The sequence below is a fragment of the Pseudomonas sp. MWU12-2020 genome, from assembly GCF_023100605.1.
GTDB lineage: Bacteria > Pseudomonadota > Gammaproteobacteria > Pseudomonadales > Pseudomonadaceae > Aquipseudomonas > Aquipseudomonas fluorescens_H.
In genome coordinates, this window is sequence record NZ_JALMEX010000004.1 from 286,808 (window position 1) to 306,789 (window position 19,982).

General features: G+C 60.8%; 19 protein-coding genes. 13 read left to right on the forward strand and 6 right to left on the reverse strand.

Annotated features, from left to right (window positions below; translation table 11 throughout):
* Positions 1–56 precede the first annotated feature (56 nt).
* The 8 genes from M0814_RS11675 (at position 57) to M0814_RS11710 (ending at position 8,868) form a co-directional block, all read left to right on the forward strand.
* Positions 57–413, forward strand: a complete 357-nt coding sequence (locus M0814_RS11675; protein ID WP_103485653.1) for a glutamine amidotransferase — start codon at positions 57–59, stop codon at positions 411–413.
* Positions 414–508: 95 nt separating this feature from the next.
* Positions 509–1,867: a glutamine synthetase family protein gene (locus tag M0814_RS11680; protein ID WP_003229252.1), complete on the forward strand. Its 1,359-nt coding sequence runs from the start codon at positions 509–511 to the stop codon at positions 1,865–1,867.
* A 56-nt stretch (positions 1,868–1,923) separates the two neighbouring features.
* The gene (locus M0814_RS11685) at positions 1,924–3,288 is read left to right on the forward strand and encodes an aspartate aminotransferase family protein (RefSeq protein ID WP_103485652.1); all 1,365 of its coding nucleotides are present in this window, start codon (positions 1,924–1,926) and stop codon (positions 3,286–3,288) included.
* A gap of 171 nt (positions 3,289–3,459) precedes the next feature.
* Positions 3,460–4,569, forward strand: coding sequence for a polyamine ABC transporter substrate-binding protein (locus tag M0814_RS11690; protein WP_003229249.1), 1,110 nt, complete (start codon positions 3,460–3,462; stop codon positions 4,567–4,569).
* Positions 4,570–4,756: 187 nt separating this feature from the next.
* Entirely contained in the window at positions 4,757–5,854 is a 1,098-nt protein-coding gene (locus tag M0814_RS11695; RefSeq protein WP_103485651.1) for a polyamine ABC transporter substrate-binding protein, read from the forward strand.
* A 67-nt stretch (positions 5,855–5,921) separates the two neighbouring features.
* Positions 5,922–7,064, forward strand: coding sequence for a polyamine ABC transporter ATP-binding protein (gene potA, locus M0814_RS11700; RefSeq protein WP_003229245.1), 1,143 nt, complete (start codon positions 5,922–5,924; stop codon positions 7,062–7,064).
* 35 nt (positions 7,065–7,099) lie between these two features.
* Entirely contained in the window at positions 7,100–7,981 is an 882-nt protein-coding gene (locus M0814_RS11705; RefSeq protein WP_177434709.1) for an ABC transporter permease subunit, read from the forward strand.
* A complete protein-coding gene (locus M0814_RS11710; RefSeq protein WP_003229242.1) occupies positions 7,978–8,868 on the forward strand; it encodes an ABC transporter permease subunit in 891 nt (296 codons plus the stop codon). The genes M0814_RS11705 and M0814_RS11710 overlap by 4 nt, the downstream gene beginning before the upstream one ends.
* Positions 8,869–9,056: 188 nt before the next feature.
* Here the strand turns inward: M0814_RS11710 and M0814_RS11715 are convergent, their stop codons facing one another.
* Positions 9,057–9,698 (reverse strand): HD domain-containing protein, encoded by a 642-nt coding sequence (locus M0814_RS11715; protein ID WP_103484331.1) that lies wholly within the window; start codon positions 9,696–9,698, stop codon positions 9,057–9,059.
* A gap of 312 nt (positions 9,699–10,010) precedes the next feature.
* Here M0814_RS11715 and M0814_RS11720 point away from each other — a divergent pair, with 312 nt between their 5' ends.
* Positions 10,011–10,976, forward strand: coding sequence for a GlxA family transcriptional regulator (locus M0814_RS11720; RefSeq protein ID WP_103484330.1), 966 nt, complete (start codon positions 10,011–10,013; stop codon positions 10,974–10,976).
* 115 nt (positions 10,977–11,091) lie between these two features.
* Here the strand turns inward: M0814_RS11720 and M0814_RS11725 are convergent, their stop codons facing one another.
* Positions 11,092–13,503 (reverse strand): penicillin acylase family protein, encoded by a 2,412-nt coding sequence (locus M0814_RS11725; protein WP_103484329.1) that lies wholly within the window; start codon positions 13,501–13,503, stop codon positions 11,092–11,094.
* Positions 13,504–13,605: 102 nt separating this feature from the next.
* Positions 13,606–14,184 carry a DUF6436 domain-containing protein gene (locus M0814_RS11730; protein WP_103484328.1) on the reverse strand — a complete coding sequence of 193 codons (579 nt, stop codon included), beginning with the start codon at positions 14,182–14,184 and terminating at the stop codon, positions 13,606–13,608.
* Positions 14,185–14,283: 99 nt separating this feature from the next.
* On the opposite strand from M0814_RS11730, the gene M0814_RS11735 reads away from it, so the two are divergent.
* Positions 14,284–15,234: an alpha/beta hydrolase gene (locus M0814_RS11735; RefSeq protein ID WP_103484327.1), complete on the forward strand. Its 951-nt coding sequence runs from the start codon at positions 14,284–14,286 to the stop codon at positions 15,232–15,234.
* A gap of 100 nt (positions 15,235–15,334) precedes the next feature.
* Here M0814_RS11735 and M0814_RS11740 read toward each other — a convergent pair whose 3' ends face one another.
* Positions 15,335–16,087, reverse strand: coding sequence for a DUF2059 domain-containing protein (locus M0814_RS11740; protein WP_003229229.1), 753 nt, complete (start codon positions 16,085–16,087; stop codon positions 15,335–15,337).
* Between the two features lie 108 nt (positions 16,088–16,195).
* On the opposite strand from M0814_RS11740, the gene M0814_RS11745 reads away from it, so the two are divergent.
* Positions 16,196–16,828 carry a 2OG-Fe(II) oxygenase gene (locus tag M0814_RS11745; RefSeq protein WP_103484326.1) on the forward strand — a complete coding sequence of 211 codons (633 nt, stop codon included), beginning with the start codon at positions 16,196–16,198 and terminating at the stop codon, positions 16,826–16,828.
* Between the two features lies 1 nt (position 16,829).
* Positions 16,830–17,315, forward strand: coding sequence for a DUF523 domain-containing protein (locus M0814_RS11750; protein ID WP_103484325.1), 486 nt, complete (start codon positions 16,830–16,832; stop codon positions 17,313–17,315).
* Positions 17,316–17,435: 120 nt separating this feature from the next.
* On the opposite strand, the gene M0814_RS11755 is transcribed toward M0814_RS11750, so the two are convergent.
* Positions 17,436–18,002, reverse strand: a complete 567-nt coding sequence (locus M0814_RS11755) for a transporter substrate-binding domain-containing protein (RefSeq protein ID WP_103484324.1) — start codon at positions 18,000–18,002, stop codon at positions 17,436–17,438.
* A 135-nt stretch (positions 18,003–18,137) separates the two neighbouring features.
* On the opposite strand from M0814_RS11755, the gene M0814_RS11760 reads away from it, so the two are divergent.
* The gene (locus M0814_RS11760; protein ID WP_103484323.1) at positions 18,138–18,563 is read left to right on the forward strand and encodes a DUF4399 domain-containing protein; all 426 of its coding nucleotides are present in this window, start codon (positions 18,138–18,140) and stop codon (positions 18,561–18,563) included.
* A 62-nt stretch (positions 18,564–18,625) separates the two neighbouring features.
* Here the strand turns inward: M0814_RS11760 and serA are convergent, their stop codons facing one another.
* Positions 18,626–19,855, reverse strand: a complete 1,230-nt coding sequence (gene serA, locus M0814_RS11765) for a phosphoglycerate dehydrogenase (RefSeq protein ID WP_003229219.1) — start codon at positions 19,853–19,855, stop codon at positions 18,626–18,628.
* Between the last annotated feature and the right edge of the window lie 127 nt (positions 19,856–19,982).

Below are 19,982 nucleotides of genomic sequence, written 5' to 3' on the forward strand. Positions count from 1 at the left end.
ATGAACAAGGCTAAGCTCCGACCAAACCCATAACAGCAATAATACCGGGGTGCTTCATGTCTCGCCTGCCGTTAATCGGCATCACCGACTGCTCGCAACAGTCCGGTCTGCATGCTCATCACATCAGTGGCGACAAATCCGTCCGTAATGCAGCCAGCATGGCTCGCGGCGGGTCGACGAGGTTCTCGTGCGCATCAGGCCAAACGGCAACGTCCGATATTCTGGACGCACGCGACAGCATCCTGTTTATGGCGTTTCCTTTCAATATAGATCTCTTTGAGTCCCAAAGCCTGTGCCGCTCCCCGAGCCGTGCTCACGATTCTGCACGCCTTGAATGTGCACAGGAAATGCAACGCCAGCGTAAAGGGCAGGTAAGCTCCTCTTTCATTGTCGATGCGCGGTGCCGGGCGTAAGCCGGTACTGCGCGCAAGCAAGCCCCCTTTAACGCGACGCCACGGCGTCAAACTTTGCCTGACACGATGTCAGGAGACTCAGCCCAGAGGCATTTATGAGTAACAACCTCGACCAGCTCACCGATTGGTTGAAAGACCACAAGATCACAGAAGTCGAATGCATGATCGGCGACTTGACCGGTATCACCCGGGGCAAGATCTCGCCGACCAACAAGTTCATCGCCGAGAAGGGCATGCGCCTGCCAGAAAGCGTTCTGTTGCAGACCGTGACTGGCGACTACGTCGAAGACGACATCTATTACGAACTGCTCGACCCGGCCGACATCGACATGATCTGCCGTCCCGACCAGAACGCCGTGTACCTGGTGCCATGGGCCATCGAGCCAACCGCTCAGGTGATCCACGACACCTACGACAAGCAAGGCAACCCGATCGAGCTGTCGCCGCGCAACGTCCTCAAGAAAGTCCTGAAGCTCTATTCCGACAAGGGCTGGCAGCCGATCGTGGCGCCGGAAATGGAGTTCTACCTGACCAAACGCAGTGACGACCCTGACTATCCGTTGCAGCCGCCGATCGGCCGCTCCGGGCGTCCGGAAATCGGCCGTCAGTCGTTCTCCATCGAAGCGGCGAACGAATTCGATCCGCTGTTCGAAGACGTTTACGACTGGTGCGAACTGCAGGAGCTGGACCTCGACACGCTGATCCACGAAGACGGCACGGCGCAGATGGAAATCAACTTCCGTCACGGCGACGCACTGTCGCTGGCCGACCAGATCCTGGTGTTCAAACGCACCATGCGCGAAGCCGCGCTCAAGCACGACGTGGCCGCGACCTTCATGGCCAAGCCGATGACGGGCGAGCCGGGCAGTGCCATGCACTTGCACCAGAGCATCATCGACATCGAGACCGGCAAGAACGTGTTCTCCAATGAAGACGGGACCATGAGCCAGCTGTTCCTGCACCACATCGGTGGCTTGCAGAAACTGATCCCGGAACTGCTCCCGCTGTTCGCACCGAACGTCAACTCGTTCCGCCGCTTCCTGCCGGACACCTCGGCGCCGGTAAACGTCGAATGGGGCGAAGAGAACCGCACCGTGGGCCTGCGCGTCCCGGATGCCGGCCCGCAGAACCGCCGCGTGGAAAACCGCCTGCCGGGCGCCGACGCCAACCCGTACCTGGCGATTGCCGCGAGCCTGCTCTGCGGCTACATCGGCATGGTCGAGGGGCTGAACCCGAGCGCGCCAGTCGTAGGCCGTGGCTATGAACGCCGCAACCTGCGCCTGCCGCTGACCATCGAGGACGCGCTGGAGCGTATGGAAAACAGCGCGACCATCGAGAAATACCTGGGCAAGACCTTCATCACCGGCTACGTCGCGGTCAAGCGGGCCGAGCATGAAAACTTCAAGCGCGTGATCAGTTCCTGGGAGCGTGAATACCTGCTCTTCGCCGTCTGATACGCCGGGCGCGGTGGCCAGCCGCCGCGCCTTCACCGATAACAAGGAGAATTGGCATGACCAGCAACAACCCGCAAACCCGTGAGTGGCAAGCCCTGAGCAGCGATCACCACCTGGCCCCGTTCAGCGATTTCAAGCAGCTGAAAGAGAAGGGTCCACGGATCATCACCAACGCCAAGGGCGTGTACCTGTGGGACAGCGAGGGCAACAAGATCCTCGATGGCATGGCGGGTCTGTGGTGCGTGGCGATCGGTTATGGCCGCGATGAACTGGCCGACGCGGCCGCTAAACAAATGCGCGAACTGCCTTACTACAACCTGTTCTTCCAGACCGCGCACCCGCCAGCACTGGAACTGGCCAAGGCCATCGCCGACGTGGCGCCGGAAGGCATGAACCACGTGTTCTTCACCGGTTCCGGCTCCGAAGGCAACGACACCATGCTGCGCATGGTTCGCCACTATTGGGCGATCAAGGGCCAGCCGAACAAGAAAGTCATCATCAGCCGCAAGAACGGTTACCACGGTTCGACCGTGGCGGGCGCGAGCCTCGGTGGCATGACGTATATGCACGAGCAGGGCGATTTGCCGATCCCGGGCATCGTCCACATTGCGCAGCCGTACTGGTTCGCCGAGGGCGGCGACATGTCGCCGGAAGAGTTCGGCATCTGGGCGGCCAATCAACTGGAAGAGAAAATTCTCGAAGTCGGCGTGGACAACGTCGGTGCCTTTATTGCCGAGCCGATCCAGGGCGCCGGTGGCGTGATCATTCCGCCAGACACCTACTGGCCGCGCATCAAGGAAATCCTCGCCAAGTACGACATCCTGTTCGTCGCCGACGAGGTGATCTGCGGTTTCGGCCGTACCGGTCAGTGGTTCGGTTCGGATTTCTACGACCTGAAACCGGACATGATGACCATCGCCAAAGGCCTGACGTCCGGCTACATCCCGATGGGTGGCCTGATCGTGCGTGACGAAGTGGTGAAGGTGCTCAACGAAGGCGGCGATTTCAACCACGGTTTCACCTACTCCGGGCACCCGGTGGCGGCGGCGGTGGGTCTGGAAAACATCCGGATTCTGCGCGACGAGAAAATTATCGAGAACGCGCATAACGAAACGGCACCGTATTTGCAGAAACGTCTGCGCGAACTCAACGATCACCCGTTGGTGGGTGAAGTACGCGGAGTGGGGCTGCTGGGGGCGATCGAGCTGGTGCAGGACAAGGCCACTCGCAAACGTTACGAAGGCAAGGGCGTGGGCATGATCTGCCGGCAGTTCTGCTTCGATAACGGCCTGATCATGCGCGCCGTGGGCGACACCATGATCATTGCGCCGCCGCTGGTGATCAGCAAGGCGGAGATCGATGAGCTGGTGACCAAGGCGCGCAAGTGCCTGGACCTGACCCTCAGTGCGTTGCAGGCCTAAGTGCTAGGCTTCGAGCGGGGGAGCTGCGGCGCTCTCGCTCGAAGGTGTCAGAAAGGTTGGCCTTTTCTTGAAAGACCGCCTCCGATCTTGCCAGACTAGCCGCAGTTCCAGTTGTCGGGGTTCGGCCGCTGAACAAAGTGGTTCAAAAAAGAAAAATTTGGAGCATGACGCATGAAGGCATTAGGTAAAAAGCTTGCTGGCAAGACTCTTCTCGCTTTGTCCGTTGCGGGCATGATGGCGGGTGCGGTTCACGCGGACGACAAGGTGTTGCACGTCTACAACTGGTCCGACTACATCGCTCCTGACACCATCGCCAACTTCGAGAAAGAGTCCGGGATCAAGGTCGTCTACGACGTATTCGACAGCAACGAAACCCTGGAAGCCAAATTGCTGGCGGGCAAGTCCGGTTACGACGTGGTTGTGCCGTCGAACAACTTCCTGGCCAAGCAGATCAAGGCCGGCGTCTATCAGGAGCTGGACAAGTCCAAGCTGTCCAACTACGGCAACCTGAACAAGTCGCTGCTCAAGGCCGTTTCGGTCAGCGACCCGGATAACAAGCACGCCTTCCCGTACATGTGGGGCTCGATCGGCATCGGTTACAACCCGGAGAAGGTCAAGGCTGCGCTGGGCGTCGACACCATCGACTCCTGGGACGTGCTGCTCAAGCCGGAGAACATCGCCAAGCTCAAGGGCTGCGGCGTGAGCTTCCTCGATTCGCCGACCGAAATGCTTCCGGTCGCGCTGCACTACCTGGGCCTGCCAACCGACAGCCAGAAGAAAGAGGACATCAAGAAAGCCGAGGACCTGTTCCTCAAGATTCGTCCTTCGATCACTTACTTCCACTCCTCCAAGTACATCTCGGACCTGGCCAACGGCAACATCTGCGTAGCAGTCGGCTACTCGGGTGACGTGCAGCAGGCCAAGTCCCGTGCCGCCGAGGCCGGTGACAAGGTCAAAGTCAGCTACGCCATTCCGAAGGAAGGCGCCGGCAGCTTCTATGACATGGTCGCGATTCCGAAAGATGCGGAAAACATCGACGGCGCCTACAAGTTCATGAACTACCTGCTGCAACCGAAAGTGATGGCCGAGATCACCAACGCTGTGCGCTTCCCTAACGGTAACGCCGAAGCGACTCAGTACGTGAACAAGGACATCACCTCCGATCCAGGCATCTACCCACCAGCCGATGTGCAGGCCAAGCTGTATGCGATCGCCGACTTGCCGGCCGCTACCCAGCGTGAACTGACCCGCAGCTGGACCAAGATCAAATCCGGTAAATAAGCCGGTTTGAGGCAACAACCGCTGGCCGTCGTCGCCGTGACGGCGACCAGCGGATCAATTAAATGACAGAAAGTTTTGCTGGAACGGTTTTTCGAGGGTAAGTTGCGCGCCGGTTTGGTTGCCGGGCAGCCATGGCTGTCATGTAGCGCGGGGCAACTTGGGCCCAACTAATTTAGAGGACCTCCACTTGCCTATTTTTTCTTCTTTGCGCAAAGCCCTGCTGGCCACTGCCGGCCTGACGATCGCAGTCGGAGCCCAGGCCGCCGGTACGGTGCATATTTATAACTGGTCGGATTACATCGGCGAGACCACCCTGGCCGACTTCGAGAAAGCCACCGGGATCAAACCGGTGTACGACGTGTTTGATTCCAACGAAACCCTGGAAGGCAAGCTGCTGGCCGGGCGTACCGGTTACGACGTGGTCGTGCCGTCGAACCACTTCCTCGGCAAGCAGATCAAGGCGGGTGCGTTCCAGAAGCTCGACAGGTCGCAACTGCCGAACTATGCGAATCTCGATCCGGTGCTGCTCAAGCGCCTGGAACAGAACGACCCGGGCAACCAGTACGCCGTGCCGTACCTGTGGGGCACCAACGGCATCGGCTACAACGTCGAGAAAGTCAAAGCGGTGCTCGGCATCGACAAGATCGACTCCTGGAGCGTGCTGTTCGAGCCTGAGAACATCAAGAAGCTGCACAGCTGTGGCGTCGCGTTCCTCGACTCGGCCGATGAAATGATGCCGACCGTGCTCAACTACATGGGCCTGAACGCCAACAGTACCAATCCGAAGGACTACGCCAAGGCCACCGACAAACTGCTGGCCGTGCGTCCTTATGTGACCTACTTCCACTCGTCGAAATACATCGGTGATCTGGCCAACGGCGACATCTGCGTAGCCATCGGCTTCTCCGGCGATATCTTCCAGGCCAAACACCGTGCCGAAGAAGCCAAGAAGGGCGTGAACATCGCCTACTCGATCCCGAAAGAGGGCGGCGCGTTGTGGTTCGACATGCTGGCGATTCCGAAGGACTCGTCCAACGTCAAAGAAGCCCACGCCTTCATCAACTATTTGCTGAAACCTGAGGTGATCGCTCAGGTCAGTGATTACGTCGGTTACGCCAACCCCAACCCAGGGTCGGACAAGCTGATGGAACAGTCCATCCGCACCGATGAAGCGGTTTATCCACCGCAAGCAGTCCTCGACAAGACTTACGTGTCGGTCGAGTTGCCACCCAATATTCAGCGTTTGATGACCCGTAGCTGGACCAAGGTCAAGTCGGGCAAGTAAGGCACAAACTATCCTGGGTTCGCCCGCGTTGGGCGAACTGCACTGTTTTTTTCTGGGAGTTTCGTAAATGGCAGTTGCCTCCGGCGCCTATAAGAAAGCCCTCGAGGGCGACCAGACACCTAAGCAGGTGTTGGTCAAAATCGACCGGGTCACGAAGAAGTTCGACGAGACGATTGCCGTGGACGATGTGTCCCTGGAAATCAAGAAGGGCGAGATCTTCGCCCTGCTCGGCGGTTCGGGATCGGGCAAATCCACTCTGCTGCGGATGCTGGCAGGGTTCGAACGGCCCACGGAGGGGCGCATTTTCCTCGACGGCGTCGACATCACCGACATGCCGCCGTACGAGCGACCGATCAACATGATGTTCCAGTCGTACGCCTTGTTCCCGCACATGACCGTGGCGCAGAACATCGCCTTCGGCCTCAAGCAGGACAAGATTCCCAACGCCGAGATCGATGCGCGCGTGGCCGAGATGCTCAAGCTGGTACAGATGAGCCAGTACGCCAAGCGCAAGCCGCATCAACTGTCGGGCGGTCAGCGGCAGCGTGTGGCACTGGCACGCTCGCTGGCCAAGCGGCCGAAGTTGCTGCTGCTCGACGAACCGATGGGTGCACTGGACAAGAAACTGCGTTCGCAGATGCAGCTGGAGCTGGTGGAAATCATCGAGCGCGTCGGCGTGACCTGCGTGATGGTGACCCACGACCAGGAAGAGGCCATGACCATGGCCGAGCGCATCGCGATCATGCACCTGGGCTGGATCGCCCAGATCGGCAGCCCGATCGACATCTACGAAACCCCGACCAGCCGTCTGGTCTGCGAATTCATCGGCAACGTGAACATCTTCGAAGGCGAAGTGATCGACGACGCCGAAGGCCACGCGACCATCACCTGCAAGGACCTCGACCGGCAGATCTACGTCGGCCACGGCATCAGCACCTCGGTGCAAGACAAGTCCGTGACCTACGCGATTCGTCCGGAGAAGCTGCTGGTCACCGCTGAAATGCCGACCTGCGAATACAACTGGTCGAGCGGCAAAGTGCATGACATCGCCTACCTCGGCGGTCACTCGGTGTTCTACGTCGAATTGCCGAGCGGCAAACTGGTGCAGTCGTTCGTTGCCAACGCTGAACGTCGCGGTCAGCGTCCGACCTGGGGCGATCAGGTTTACGTGTGGTGGGAAGACGACAGCGGCGTGGTACTTCGCTCATGAACATGCGCAAGTTCAAACGACGGCTCAACCGAATAATTCCCAATGGCCGGCAACTGGTCATCGGGGTTCCGTTCATCTGGCTGTTCCTGTTCTTCATGCTGCCGTTCTTCATCGTCCTGAAGATCAGCTTCGCCGAAGCCGACGTGGCCATCCCGCCGTACACCGAGATCTACACCTTCGCCGAGCAGAAGCTGCAACTGCTGCTGAACCTTGGCAACTACGCGATGCTCGGCGACGACGAGTTGTACATCGCCGCCTACCTCGGCTCGCTGAAGATGGCGTTTTTCAGCACGCTGCTGTGTCTGCTGATCGGCTACCCGATGGCCTACGCCATCGCCAGTGCCCGCAAAGAGCTGCAGACGGTGCTGGTGCTGCTGATCATGATGCCGACCTGGACCGCGATCCTGATCCGCGTCTACGCGTGGATGGGCATCCTCAGCAACAACGGCCTGCTCAACGGTTTCCTGATGAGCATGGGCTGGATCGACGAGCCGCTGCAGATCCTCAACACCAACCTGGCGGTTTACATCGGCGTCGTTTACTCGTACCTGCCGTTCATGATCCTGCCGCTGTACGCCAACCTGGTGAAGCACGATCACAGCCTGCTGGAAGCCGCTTCCGACCTCGGTTCGAGCACCTTCAACAGCTTCTGGAAAATCACCATTCCGCTGTCCAAGAACGGGATCATTGCCGGCTGCATGCTGGTGTTCATCCCGGTGGTCGGTGAGTTCGTGATCCCGGAACTGCTCGGCGGCCCGGAAACCCTGATGATCGGTAAAGTGCTCTGGCAAGAGTTCTTCAACAACCGTGACTGGCCGGTGGCGTCCGCCCTGGCGGTGGTGATGCTGGCGATCCTGATTGTGCCGATCATCCTGTTCAACCGCAGTCAGGCCAAGGAAATGGAGGGCAAAGAATGAAGAACTTCCGTTTCTCCAGCCTGATGCTGGTACTGGGTCTGTTGTTCATCTACGCGCCTATGCTGATCCTGGTGATCTACTCGTTCAACGCCTCGAAACTGGTGACGGTGTGGGGTGGCTGGTCGGTGAAGTGGTACGTCGGCCTGCTCGACAACACCCAACTGATGGGCTCGGTGGTGCGCTCGCTGGAAATCGCCTGCTACACGGCAGTTGCTGCCGTGGCGCTGGGTACGCTGGCCGCCTTCGTGCTGACCCGCATCACCCACTTCAAGGGCCGCACGCTGTTCGGTGGCCTGGTCACCGCACCGCTGGTGATGCCCGAAGTGATCACCGGTCTGTCGCTGTTGCTGCTGTTCGTGGCGATGGCGCAGATGATCGGCTGGCCGCAGGAACGTGGCATCGTCACCATCTGGATCGCCCACACGACGTTCTGTGCGGCGTACGTGGCGGTGGTGGTGTCGGCGCGTCTGCGTGAGCTGGACCTGTCGATCGAAGAGGCGGCGATGGATCTGGGTGCGCGGCCGTGGAAGGTGTTCTTCCTGATCACCATCCCGATGATCGCGCCGTCGCTGGCAGCGGGCGGAATGATGTCGTTCGCCCTGTCGCTGGACGATCTGGTACTGGCGAGCTTCGTTTCCGGCCCGGGTTCGACCACCCTGCCGATGGAAGTGTTCTCGGCGGTGCGTCTGGGCGTGAAGCCTGAGATCAACGCCGTGGCCAGTCTGATTCTGCTGGCGGTGTCGCTGGTGACGTTCCTGGTGTGGTTCTTCAGCCGCCGTGCCGAAGAAGCGCGCAAGAAAGCCATCCAGCAAGCCATCGAAGAAGGCGCCGCCGATTCGTGGAAGCAACCGGACGTACGCCGCGCGCCTGCGCCGGAAGCGGCTTAAGCCATATCGGGTTGGCCACTTTCTCAGGGCCAACCCAAATCCAAATGTGGGAGCGGGCTTTTGTGGCGAGGGGATTTATCCCCGATGGGTTGCGAAGCGGCCCCTCTTTTGATCCTGAAAGTAGGGACTGCTACGCAGTCCATCGGGGATAAATCCCCTCACCACAGGGCTCACTCCTACAGTTGGTATTAGGCAGTCCAGGGAGATTGGCGGATGACTTCAACGAAGTTCATCGGCTTGAACCCCGGCTCCTGATCCTTCAGCACATCGGTCTTCACGTTGCCAAACGTGGTCTGCGGACGATGGCGCAAGCCGTCGGCAAACGCACAGATGATGCACTCCTTGAAACCTTCCCCGCGTGGATGCGCATGCACCACCGCCTCGCGCTGGGTGCTGCTGAACGCCGCGTAATCCATGCCCAGCACATCCATCTCGACACCTGCAGTCACCAGCGCCACGGTCGGACGCAGATGCTTGGGCACGCCCGGTGTGGTGTGCAGGGCAATCGACAGCCACACCTGCTCGATGTCGTCATCGCTCAGCCCGTACGGCTTGAGAAACGCCGCCGCCGCGTTGGCACCATCCACTTCGAAGCGCTCGTCGTCACTGCGATAACCTTCGACCAGACCGAGGTCGTGGAACATCGCGCCGACGTACAGCAGCTCCGGGTTGTAAGGCAGTTGCTGGCGCTCCCCGCTCAACGCACCGAACAAAAACACCCGGCGCGAGTGGTGGTAGAGCAGGTCGGTTTCGATGTCGCGAATGTACTCGGTGGTGGCCCGGGCGAGGGCGCTGTCGGGGATCTTGATGCCGGCAATGGTCGTGCTCATGAAGGTATCCTCATCGAAAACGCCGTCGTGGCGCTGATGGGCAAAGTCTGTTCCCCGAGACACTAAACGGACAATCAACGCATGGCTGCGATCCTTGCCAATCGACCTGCAAATCGTGCCAATCTCGCTTGTTGAACGAGGATTGGCCAGGGTTGGCTTACAAAAAGGCAGGCACGGCCCAGGTGGGAGCGGGCTTGCTCGCGAAAGCGGTGTGTCATTCAACAGATAAGTTGAATGTAAGGGCCCTTTCGCGAGCAAGCCCGCTCCCACAGGGATTTGTGTTTGCCACTGCATTGAGGACATTGGAGGCTTATGAACAAAACCATCGCCATCGTGGTATTCCCCGGCGTGCAGGCGCTGGATGTCAGCGGGCCGATGGATGTGTTCGCCGAGGCCAACCGGTTTCTGCCGCCCGAGGACCACTACCAGCTGGAGGTGATCGGCCTCGAACGTGGCCCGATGGCTTGCTCCAATGGCCTGAACCTCAGCGCTCACCGACACTTCAGTGAAGCGCACGATGCTTATGACCTGCTGCTGGTGGCCGGAGGGCCGCAGTTACCCTTCATGGATTTCGGCAAAGGCTTCGACACCTGGCTGCGCGAGGCCTGCGCGCGTGCACGGCGTTTCGGTTCGATCTGCAACGGCGCGTTCATGCTGGCGCGGGCGGGGCTGCTGGAAGGGCGCACGGTCACTACCCACTGGAACGATGCCGAGGCCCTGGCGCAGTTGTGCCCATCGACCCGGGTCGAGGCCGATCGCCTGTACGTCGAGGACGGTGCGCTCTACACCTCGGCCGGGGTCACCGCCGGGATCGATCTGTCGCTGTACCTGCTGGCCCGTGATTGCGGCGCTGAAGTGGCGCTGAGTGTGGCCAAGCGGCTGGTGGTGTTCACTCAGCGCTCGGGCGGGCAATCGCAGTTCAGCCCGTTCCTCACGCCGCATGCGGAGCCGACGTCAGCGGTGGCGATGGTGCAATTGTATGTGCTGGCCAATCTCACCGGCGATCTGACGATTGCCGATCTGGCGAACGCGGCGAACATGAGTGCGCGCAACTTCTCCCGGGTGTTCGCCCGTGAGGCTCGGGTCACCCCGGCAGAGTTCGTCGAAAGTGCGCGAGTGGACGCGGCGCGGGTGCTGCTGGAAAGCACCACGGCACCGCTGAAGACCGTGGCCTATCAGTGCGGGTTTCGCGATGCGCAGCACATGCGCAGTGTGTTCAACCGTCGATTGGGCGTGACGCCGCAGCAGTTTCGGCTGAATTTTGCAGTGCTGCTCTGAGTTCCAGTGTTGTTCTTGAGGGCCCCTTCGCGAGCAAGCTCGCTCCCACAGTTGAAATGCACTCCCCTGTGGGAGCGAGCTTGCTCGCGAAGGGTTCAGCGCAGAAAGTACAAAACTATTGGGCAGCCCGCGCCGGCAACAGCTTCAAGGTACTCCGGGTATTGGCCGTCACTTCTTCCTCGCTGAAGTGCGCCTGCACATACATCCCGTCGACATACGCCTCGGCCTGATCGTCATAGTGGCTGTCGAACGGCACGCCGCTCTGGCCGACCGGGTTGATGGTCAGGCTGTGCGCCGGGTCGGCGAAGTCGACCAGCCGCCGCGTCGAAGGCCCGTAGGTCACCGGCCATGGCGCCGGGCCGAGCTTGGCCGAGAGGTTGTTCGGCACTTCGTGGCTACCCGGTGCGGCGAACGGCCCGACGTTGAAGATGTGATCCAGCGGCTTCTGCTGACCCAACGGATGACCGTGGGTCAGGGTGTGCGCCGTGCCCCATTGCCAGTCGGACGGGTTGTCGCCGAGGGTCTGTTTCAGGTGCGCCATGCTCGCCTGCCACGCCGCTTTGACGATGTCGGCACGGGTCTCCTTGTTCGGTGTGTTGCGGTTGTCCCACCACGGCGAGTCCGCATTCGCCGCCAGGCGCGGCAGGGCGGCGTCGATCACCCGGGTCGACAGCAGCGTCTCGAAGAAGTCGTTGCCGAGCTCATCGCGCATCGCCGCATCGGCGAGGTCGTAGAGGAACTGGTTGAACACTGTGGCGCTCACCGAATCCAGTGGATAGTCGCCTTGCCACTGCGCCAGTTGCTCGACCAGTTTCAGCTGTGCCTGATCACTCACCACTTCACGCAGCACCGGCAGCAACGGCGCCAGGGTGCGCGGGCCGTAACCGGTGGTGGTGCCCAGTTGCAGTTTCTGGTTGGCCTCGTTGCTCCACTTCACGCTCTTGTCGCTGAGCTGACGGTTGAGCTGCTGCCCGCGATCGGCGAGGTTGTAGTAACCGGGAATCGCCATGCCGGTGGGCGACAGCGGCTGGAAGTTGGCCGAGACGATGTAGCCGCGTGCCGGGTTCTCTTCCTGCGGGTTGGCGCTGAACGGGTAGTAGCCGTCCTTGTCCGCCTGATTGCCGCTGCCGTCGAGAATGAACTCCGGGCGCACGCCCGCCGGACGTTTGGGCAGCAGCGCCGAAGCCCACCAGGCAATGTCACCCTTGGCGTTGGCGTAGACAATGTTCAGCCCCGGCGCCTGGACCTTGGCTGCTGCGGCGCGGGCCTTGGCCAGGGTGTCGGCGCGGTTAAGCTGGTAGAAACCTTCGAGGATCGGGTTCGGCGTTTCGAGAAACGCCCACCACATGGCGATCGGCGTTTTACCGGCGGCAGTGCCGAGGGCGTCGTTGACGATCGGGCCGTGGGGCGACTGGCGCAAGGTCAGCGTCACCGGCGCCTGGCCCTTCACCGCGATTTGCTGCTGGGTGCTGACCAGATCGGTCCACTGGCCGTGGTACCAGACCTGATTCGGGTTGTCCGGGTTGACCTTCTCGGCGATCAGATCCAGATCGTCATTCTGAAACATGGTCAGGCTCCAACCGAAATCCAGGTTGTGCCCCAGGAACGCAAACGGCACCAGCGCCTGATGATGGCCGTACAACTCGAACCCCGGCGCCGACAGTTGCGCCTCGTACCACACCGACGGCACCGAGAAGCGAATATGCGGATCACCGGCCAGTAGCGGTTTGCCGCTCTGGCTACGGCTGCCGGCAATCACCCAGGCGTTGCTGCCTTCGAATTGCGGCAGGCCGTTTTCAATCAGCGCCTGCTCGCTGAGACGGGCGAGGGCATTGAGGTCTTTCCAGTCGCCGGCGGCGAGGGCCGGAGTCTTGTTGGCGTGACCTTTGGCGAGCACTCCTTTGGGCTGCCAGTCGAGGTCGAAGACATTGAGGTAATCAGCGCCGAGTTGATCGCGCACGTAGGTCAGCAATGGCTCGGTGCGAAACGCCGCCGCAAAACTGTAGGCCATGTAACCGGCGACGCTGATGCTGTCTTCGGCGGTGAACGGCCGCTTGGGGATGCCCAGCACGTCGAACTCGACCGGTGCGGCGTGGCTGTCCTGATATTGATTGATGCCGTCCAGATAGGCTTGCAGGGCCTTCCACGCCGGGGACTGCTTATCGAGACTGGCAACATAACTGGCGGCGCGCTCGCGGATGCGCAGGCTGCGGAACAGTTTGTCGGTGTCGAGCAGCTTCGGCCCCAGCACTTCGGCCAGCTCGCCGCGGGCCAGGCGGCGCATGGCTTCCATCTGGAACAGTCGGTCCTGGGCATGCACGTAGCCGAGGGCGCGATACAGATCGGTTTCGTTCTCGGCACGAATGTGCGGCACCCCGCGATCGTCATAGCGCACGGTCACCGAGCCTTGCAGATTGCGCAGCTCCACCTGACCCTGACGCGTCGGTTGCTTGCTGTAGACGTAACCGCCGATGGCGATGAGCAGGATAACGATGAGCAAGGCAAGAACGGTGAAGACGCGTTTCATGGTGACTCCTTGTGCATGCGGGATTGCCGCCCGTCGGGCTGCAAACAATTAGCACAGACCTTCCGTGCCGTGCATCGCTGTCCTTGAAAAGTCCGGAATGCCTTACTGCGCCACTACCGGCCACGGGCAATAGCAACCGACCGCCAGGGTGTGCGTGGCGTTGACCGGACGGTCTTCCGTGAGGGCATTGAGGATCGGTTCGATAAAACTGTTGCTGGAATTGCAGGTCAGCCCTTCGCTGTACGGGCCGAAGTACGCCAGTTTGCCGCTGCGGTCCCAGATCGCCACGGCGGGGCTGGCCGGGATCTGCTCGGAGCCAGGCAGCACGGCGATGGTTTTCAGGTTGCTCAGGGTGGTGGGCAACTGACCGTGGGAGCCGGCGCGTTGCACGGCGAAGAATTCCACACCGCGCGTGCCGTACTGCTCGACCATCTCGGTCAGGTGCTGTTGATTGCCGACGTTGCATGGGCAGGCCGGGTCCCAGAAATGCACGAGACGGATTTTGCCGGGGCCGGCCAGTTCATCCGGCAGGCGCAACGGATCACCGGAAAACACTGCGGTGTGCTGACTGAACGCGCGTAGATAACGCCCCTGAAACCAGTCGTACGCCGCCCACAGCACCCCGGCACACACAAGCGCGAGCAGGCTGGCAAACAGTGCGGTGCGGTAGGGCGAGCGCATGGTTTTCGTTCCCGAAGAGGTGGGCTAGCTTGCCATGCTTGCCGCAACAGATGAATATCGCAGGCCGATAAAGTCTGTTTACCGCTCTGGAATACCCGCATGCCTGACACTTTCGATGCCGATCATTTACGCGCCAGCCTCAAGCCTTTGGCCCAGTGGCAGCCGTTGTCGGACGAGGCCAAGGCGTATCAGCAGTTCTATAAAACCGACTTTCCCGAGCGCGATGTCTGGCGCGGCATGGGCCGGTTCGAGGTGGACGGTTATGAGCTGGTCAGCCATTGCTGGTGGCCGGAGAAGGTCAAGGGCACGCTGTTTCTGCTGCACGGTTTTTACGATCACACCGGGCTGTATCGGCATGTGATCGAGTGGGCTCTGGATCAGGATTTTGCCGTCATCGCCTGCGACTTGCCGGGCCATGGTTTGTCGAGTGGGCCGCGGGCGAGCATCCGCGACTTCTCCGAATATCAGGACACGTTGCAGGCGTTGTTCGCTGAAGCCAGTTCGATTGCCCTGCCGCAACCCTGGCACCTGTGCGGACAAAGCACTGGCGGCGCGATCGTCGTCGATCATGTGCTCAACCATGGCGAGAACAGTCCGGCGCAGGGCCAGTTGATTCTGCTGGCGCCGCTGGTGCGTCCGCGCGCCTGGGGCTGGTCGCAGCTCAGTTATTACTTGCTGAGGCCTTTCGTGCGGGGTGTCACCCGGCGCTTCAGCGAGAACTCCAACGACCCGGATTTCCTGCCGTTTCTGCAGACCGATCCGTTGCAGCCCAAACGCTTGCCGACGGCGTGGGTCGGTGCGCTGTCGCGCTGGATCATCCGCGTGGAACACGCGAAAAAAAGTCCGCGACGGCCGCTGATCATTCAGGGGCAGGCGGACATGACCGTGGACTGGCAGCACAACTTGCAGGTGCTGAAGTGGAAGTTCGACCGGCCGCAGATTCTGCTGCTGCCGGAGGCGCGGCATCATCTGGCGAATGAGACGCTGGAGATGCGCGAGGAGTATTTCGAGTTTCTGAACAAGCGGATCAGGGGGCGGAATCTTCAGTGATTCCAAGGGCCTCTTCGCGAGCAAGCCCGCTCCCACAGGAGACCTCGATCACCTGTGGGAGCGGGCTTGCTCGCGAAGGCGGCCGGTCAGGCGATGAAGATCACTGGCCAAGGTTCGAAGAGCTTTGCCCCACCGCCAACCCCGCCCGAATCGCCGCCAGCGCCGCCTGGTAATACGCCTTGCCCTCGCTGGACTCGGCAAAGGTCGCGAACTGCTCCAGTTCGTCATCCGACAGATCGCGATAAACGTAGAGCAGCGTGTTGTTCAAATCGGCGCCGATCTGATCCATCAGGCGCTGGCGCTGACCGTTCAACATGCCCTGTGCCTGACCGCCGCCGAGCAGGCCGGGGATCATCGAGCTCAAACTGTCCGCCGCCACCCCGGCAATCGCCAGGCTGACTTCGGCGCCGGCCTCGCGGGCGGGCAGGGCCTGGGCCAGATGGCCGATGATCAACAGACGGCTGTCGCTGGCCTGCATTTTCGGCAAGCCCTTGGCGTTCTTCGCCAGTTGATCGCGACGGGTGGCGAGCAATTCAGCGGCGACGATTTTCTTGCCCAGCGGCGATTGAAAGAACGTCAGCGCCGGTTGTGGATCGGCAAGGTGCTGGCGCAGTTGCGCTTCGGCACGCTGATCCATGGCCTGGGGGGCGAAGCGCTGGTTGCTGTTGTTGACCAGGGCTTGAAACACCGCTGGCGGCAGATTGTTCTGGTAGCGCTGCTGCGCGGCACTCAGGGCATCATTGAAATGCGCACGTTGATCTGGCCAGCCGGCGATCTTGTACAGCTGATCGTGGCCGTCCGCCCAGGCGGGCAAAACGCAGAACATCAACAGTGAAAAAAGCAAACGGCGCATAGGGACTCCTGTCAGCAGCGGACTATTCTCCGTGCGGTGCCGGGACTTGTCGAGAATTCGTAGCAAGCCGCTGCGTGGCTCTGTCGGATTTCTTGCCGCCGGCATACTATGCGCGCCATGCAAATATCCTCTGAACACCCGCTGCTGTTACGTATCGTCGACGACCTGGCCGAACACGGCTGGTCGCAGCAGAACATTTTCCTGCCCGCGGGTTTGACCCGTGAGCTGGCGGCCGAGTGCCGCAAACGTGAGGCCGAGGGTGAGCTGGCGCCGGCGGGGGTAGGCCGTGGGCCGTTTTCGGAGATTCGCGAGGGCATTCGCGGCGACCACATCCAGTGGATCGACCCGGGCCAGGCCGAGGCCAGCGACCGTTATCTGAGCCTGATGGACAGTCTGCGCGAGGCGCTCAATCGCGGGCTGTTCCTCGGGCTTGAGGATTTCGAATGTCATTTCGCCCTCTATCCGCCGGGCGCGTTTTACCGCAAGCACGTCGACCGTTTTCGCGACGATGACCGGCGCATGGTTTCGGTGGTGGTCTACCTCAATGACGCGTGGTTGCCGGAAGACGGCGGTCAGCTGCGCATGTACCTGGACGATGAGCGCGTCCACGACGTGCAACCCACCGGCGGCTGTCTGGTGGTGTTCCTCTCCGGCGAGGTGCCGCATGAAGTGCTGCCGGCGCACCGCGAGCGCCTGTCGCTGACCGGCTGGTTCCGTCGCCGTGGCAACGAGCCGTTCTGATATGCAGAAGATTCTGGTCAGCCGCTGCCTGTTGGGCCACCGCGTGCGTTACGACGGCGGGGCCAGCGGGCCGTTCGATCTGCTCGAACAGTGGATCGCCGAGGGCCGCGTGGTACCGCTGTGTCCGGAAGTGGCTGGCGGTTTGCCAACCCCGCGGGCAGCGGCGGAGATCCCGGGCGGGCAGGGCGCGGAAGTGCTCGATGGCCAGGCGGCGGTGATCACCAGCGAGGGCGAGGACGTCAGCGCGCAGTTTCTCGATGGTGCGCGGCAAGCGCTGGAGCTGGTGCAAAAGCATGACATCCGCGTTGCGGTGCTCAAGGCCAACAGTCCTTCCTGCGGAAATTTGCTGACCTATGACGGGACGTTCAGTGGGGTGAAGGTCAGTGGCGAAGGCGTGACGGCTGCGCTGCTCAAACGGCATGGGGTACAAGTCTTCAGCGAGCTTGAACTGCCGCAAGCCGCAATGGCCCTGACCCAGCTCGACTGAAAGCCCACCGTAGACCCCCTGTAGGAGTGAGCCTGCTCGCGATAGCGGTCTATCAGCACATCAATGAATGACTGACAGACCGCTATCGCGAGCAGGCTCACTCCTACAGGGTTTGTGTGTTCATTTGGGCTCGCTGAACCACTTCTCGGACAACGCCGCCAACCGCCCATCCGCCTTGATCCGCTGCAACGCACCCGCAAGGCTCGCCTGAAACGCCGGGTTGCCCTTCTGAAACGGAATCGCCAGCTCCACCGGGGTCGCCTTCGGCTTTTCCTCGGTCAGCGCCTGTACCAGCACCATCGGCCGTGGCTGCTCATCCTTCTTCGCCCATAGCTGCGAGTCGACCTTGCCGTAAGACTCGCTGAAGTCGAAACGATCCTTGAGTTCAGGTGTCAGTGCTATGTGATTGAGCGCAACGTCGTACTTGCCGCTTTCAACGCCCTGAAGCAGGTCGGCGTCGTCGGTGACGATGAAGTCGGCGCGTACATCCAGCTCGTTGGCCAGCAGTTGCCCAAGCTCGACCTCGAACCCCGTGAGTGTGTCGCCGTCCTTGAAATTGAAGGGCGGTGTATTAGCCTCAAGGGCTATGCGCAACTCGCCACGGTCGTTGACGTCATCAATCAGTTCGGCGTGAGCCAGCGGGCTCAGAAGGGGTAGCAGGCAGATCAGGCCAGGCAGAAAACGCATGGTCACTCCTTTGAAATCATTATCGCGATGCTCTGAGTCAGGCTCGCTTTGCTATGGTTGTCGAGTGCCTTCGACAACGAATGGTCATGAAGTTGTCATGACCGCGCGGATTTTACGAAAAAACTGGAGAAGAGAATGAAAACATTCATGTCACGTGCAGCGCTGGCTGGCCTTCTGTTGGGTGCTTCGATGATGGCCAGCGCCGCCACAGAGGCGCCGGCGGGCGCTTCAGTGAGTATCGTCGAGCCAAGCAGTGGCGCCGTTGTCGACAAGACATTCAAGGTCAAGTTTGAAGTCAAAGGCATCGCACTGGCGCCGGCAGGCGATCCGACCGCGAACACCGGCCACCATCACCTGCTGGTCGATGCCAAGGACATTATCCCGGCGGGCGCGGTGATTCCGGCAGATGCCAACCACATCCACTTCGGCAAGGCGCAGACCGAAACCGAACTGACGCTGACCCCAGGCAAGCACACCTTGCAACTGGAACTGGGCGACAAGGGCCACATGGCTTTCAACCCGCCAATCGTTTCGGAAAAGATCACCGTGACGGTGAAGTAACGTTTTCAGCGGCATGAAAAAGGGAGCCTCGAAGGCTCCCTTTTTCATTGCTCGGCGTTCGATCAGAACAACACGCGGCTACGGATGGTGCCGTTGACGTGTTGCAGCTTCTCTTGCGCCAGCTCCGAGTACTCGGCGTCGACGTCGATTACCACGTAACCGACTTTCTCGTTGGTCTGCAGGAACTGACCGGAGATGTTGATACCGTTTTCGGCGAAGACCTTGTTGATCTCGCTCATCACACCCGGGATGTTCTCGTGGATGTGCAGCAGACGGTGCTTGCCAGGGTGAGCCGGCAGGGCCACTTCCGGGAAGTTCACCGACGAAACGGACGTACCGTTGTCGCTGTACTTGACCAGTTTTTCCGCCACTTCCAGACCGATGTTGGCCTGCGCTTCGGCAGTCGAGCCACCGATGTGCGGGGTCAGGATCACGTTGTCCAGGCCACGCAGCGGGCTTTCGAACTCTTCGTCGTTGGAGCGAGGCTCCACCGGGAAGACGTCGATGGCCGCGCCGATCAGGTGCTTGTCCTTGATCGCGTCCGCCAGGGCGTCCAGCTCGACCACGGTGCCGCGCGCGGCGTTGATCAGGATGCCGCCCTTCTTGATGGCGCGGATTTCCTTCTCGCCGATCATCCACTGGGTCGCAGCGGTTTCCGGAACGTGCAGGGTGACGATGTCGGACATGCCCAGCAGTTCGTGCAGGTTGCCGACCTGAGTGGCGTTGCCCAGCGGCAGCTTGGTCACGGTGTCGTAGAAGAACACCTGCATGCCCAGACCTTCAGCCAGAACCGACAGCTGCGTACCGATCGAGCCGTAGCCGACGATACCGAGTTTCTTGCCACGGATCTCGAAGGAGTTGGCTGCGGATTTGATCCAGCCGCCACGATGGCAGGAAGCGTTTTTCTCCGGGATGCCGCGCAGCAGCAGGATCGCTTCGGCCAGCACCAGTTCCGCGACGGAGCGGGTGTTGGAGTACGGCGCGTTGAACACGGCGATGCCGCGCTCGCGGGCAGCACTCAGGTCAACCTGGTTGGTGCCGATGCAGAAACAGCCGACCGCGACCAGCTTCTTCGCGTGATCGAAGATCTCTTCGGTCAGTTGGGTGCGCGAACGAATGCCGATGAAGTGAGCATCAGCGATCTTTTCCTTGAGCTCGGCTTCCGGCAAGGAGCCTGTCAGGTATTCGATGCTGGTGTAGCCCGCCGCCTTGAGGACGTCGACAGCCGATTGGTGGACGCCTTCGAGAAGAAGGAACTTGATCTTGCTCTTATCGAGAGAAGTCTTGCTCATCTGCGTAAACCTGTATCCCGGAGAAAAATGGCAGGAAATGGTCAACAGACATTGACCTGGACGACAAGAAAGCCGTCACCGCAGAACTGGCCTTGGGCACTGGCCTGCGGGGTCGGTATGCTAGCAT

Excerpts from the sequence above, each read along its gene's own strand:
- M0814_RS11730 (WP_103484328.1), bottom strand. The coding sequence starts at position 14,184 with ATGCGCTCGCCCTACCGCACCGCACTGTTTGCCAGCCTGCTCGCGCTT.
- M0814_RS11715 (WP_103484331.1), bottom strand. The coding sequence starts at position 9,698 with ATGAGCACGACCATTGCCGGCATCAAGATCCCCGACAGCGCCCTCGCC.
- M0814_RS11690 (WP_003229249.1), top strand. The coding sequence starts at position 3,460 with ATGAAGGCATTAGGTAAAAAGCTTGCTGGCAAGACTCTTCTCGCTTTG.
- M0814_RS11720 (WP_103484330.1), top strand. The coding sequence starts at position 10,011 with ATGAACAAAACCATCGCCATCGTGGTATTCCCCGGCGTGCAGGCGCTG.
- M0814_RS11755 (WP_103484324.1), bottom strand. The coding sequence starts at position 18,002 with ATGCGTTTTCTGCCTGGCCTGATCTGCCTGCTACCCCTTCTGAGCCCG.
- M0814_RS11740 (WP_003229229.1), bottom strand. The coding sequence starts at position 16,087 with ATGCGCCGTTTGCTTTTTTCACTGTTGATGTTCTGCGTTTTGCCCGCC.
- M0814_RS11760 (WP_103484323.1), top strand. The coding sequence starts at position 18,138 with ATGAAAACATTCATGTCACGTGCAGCGCTGGCTGGCCTTCTGTTGGGT.
- M0814_RS11680 (WP_003229252.1), top strand. The coding sequence starts at position 509 with ATGAGTAACAACCTCGACCAGCTCACCGATTGGTTGAAAGACCACAAG.
- M0814_RS11710 (WP_003229242.1), top strand. The coding sequence starts at position 7,978 with ATGAAGAACTTCCGTTTCTCCAGCCTGATGCTGGTACTGGGTCTGTTG.
- M0814_RS11750 (WP_103484325.1), top strand. The coding sequence starts at position 16,830 with ATGCAGAAGATTCTGGTCAGCCGCTGCCTGTTGGGCCACCGCGTGCGT.
- M0814_RS11725 (WP_103484329.1), bottom strand. The coding sequence starts at position 13,503 with ATGAAACGCGTCTTCACCGTTCTTGCCTTGCTCATCGTTATCCTGCTC.
- M0814_RS11685 (WP_103485652.1), top strand. The coding sequence starts at position 1,924 with ATGACCAGCAACAACCCGCAAACCCGTGAGTGGCAAGCCCTGAGCAGC.
- M0814_RS11735 (WP_103484327.1), top strand. The coding sequence starts at position 14,284 with ATGCCTGACACTTTCGATGCCGATCATTTACGCGCCAGCCTCAAGCCT.
- serA (WP_003229219.1), bottom strand. The coding sequence starts at position 19,855 with ATGAGCAAGACTTCTCTCGATAAGAGCAAGATCAAGTTCCTTCTTCTC.
- potA (WP_003229245.1), top strand. The coding sequence starts at position 5,922 with ATGGCAGTTGCCTCCGGCGCCTATAAGAAAGCCCTCGAGGGCGACCAG.
- M0814_RS11675 (WP_103485653.1), top strand. The coding sequence starts at position 57 with ATGTCTCGCCTGCCGTTAATCGGCATCACCGACTGCTCGCAACAGTCC.
- M0814_RS11745 (WP_103484326.1), top strand. The coding sequence starts at position 16,196 with ATGCGCGCCATGCAAATATCCTCTGAACACCCGCTGCTGTTACGTATC.